Raw genomic sequence first — 1,403 nt, forward strand, 5'->3', positions numbered from 1 at the left:
CCTCAGCGCGACCACCGCCGCCCTCGCCGCCACCGCCATGAAGAGGACGACGCGACCGTCGGCTTCGGCGATGACGTGCCCGCCTTCATGCGCATCGTCGCGAAGGTCTGACCTCAATACCGCGTCGGCAACAACGAGGCGGCCCCGAATGGGGCCGTTCCTCTACTGCCGTTTCGAAGGATACAAGCGCTTTGCCGGGATTGTCCTGCTGCCGCTTACATCGGGCCGGGCATCATCTTGGTCGGCTTCTCCAGCATCGGAAACTCGGCGTCGCTGCATTTCACCTTCGGATTCGTCGGGCTGAACATGCCGTTCGGATTGTCCCTGAACAGCCAGGCGTGAAGATCGTAATGGACGAACTCCTTCGGGATGAGCGGATAATGCCCCTCCATCGGACCCATGAATTTCTGGCCGAATAGGCTCGGTGGTTCCTTGACATCCGGCGTCAAGGGCACCAGCCATTCTACGGCGACCAGCTTCAAGCCTTTCTTGGTCGGTTCGTAAATGAGCACGTTGGGCTTCATCGGGTCGAGCTTCTGGCCGACGCTCGGAACGTTGACGAAATGGATGCCCATGGCGCCCTTCGGATATTCCATCGTGCCCGGAATCTTCTCGCCCGAGTAATAGACGCAGCCGACGGTCGACAGATAGAGGTCGCGAACGGCGGCCGTGTAGTCCTCATATTTGGCCAGCGATTTTTTCAGAGCTTCGATGTCGGCCTTGTTGGCGTCTTCGGCTCGGGCCGTGGCGGCTCCAACCCATGCGCCCAAGAGGCCAGTTAAAACGAGGACGCCGCAGCGCCCAAGGCGAGTCGTTCTTGTCATGCATTCCTCCCAGATTCTTGAACTGGCCGTGCAAGACCGAGGCGGAAAAATGCTGATTGCGCGGCCGGTTGTACCGCCTCGTCCCCGCTGGACAGCGTCGATGCTAGTCCTTTCCAAGGCGATGGAAAGGCATCAATTAGAACTAGCTGAGGCCCCGACGGCTTTTCCCATCTCGAGGTCAAAAACAAAACGGCCCTCGCGGGGCCGTTTTGCATAGTAGAGTAGTTCTCCTGGCAGCAGCTTCTATCAGGTCAGCGGCGACAGCTGGATCTCGACGCGACGGTTCTGGGCGCGACCGGCGGCCGTCGCGTTGGAAGCAACCGGACGTGTCTTGCCGAAGCCGGTGACGGCGAAGCGGCGGGAATCGACGCCCTGGCCCGACAGGTAGTTGGCGACGGCGAGCGCACGGCGCTGCGACAGGTCGAAATTGTGCTCGTCGCCGCCGGTCGAGTCGGTGTGGCCGAAGACGTCGACGGTCGTCTGGCGGAACTTGTTCAGCACCAGCGCCACCGAGTTCAGCACCGGATAAAAGCCCGGCTTCACCGCGTCCTGGTCGACGTTGAAGGTGATGTCGGACGG

At 61.2% G+C, this 1,403-nt stretch carries 2 protein-coding genes; both read right to left on the reverse strand.

Going from position 1 to position 1,403, the window contains the following annotated elements:
- Positions 1-215: 215 nt before the first annotated feature.
- Positions 216-824, reverse strand: a complete 609-nt coding sequence (locus tag EOA79_RS32025) for a hypothetical protein (protein ID WP_066989524.1) — start codon at positions 822-824, stop codon at positions 216-218.
- A 246-nt stretch (positions 825-1,070) separates the two neighbouring features.
- On the reverse strand, positions 1,071-1,403 hold a 333-nt coding region (locus EOA79_RS32030), incomplete at its 5' end, for an OmpA family protein (RefSeq protein WP_164894070.1).

Source organism: Mesorhizobium sp. M1A.F.Ca.IN.020.03.2.1 (genome assembly GCF_004023205.1).
Classification (GTDB): Bacteria; Pseudomonadota; Alphaproteobacteria; order Rhizobiales; family Rhizobiaceae; genus Mesorhizobium.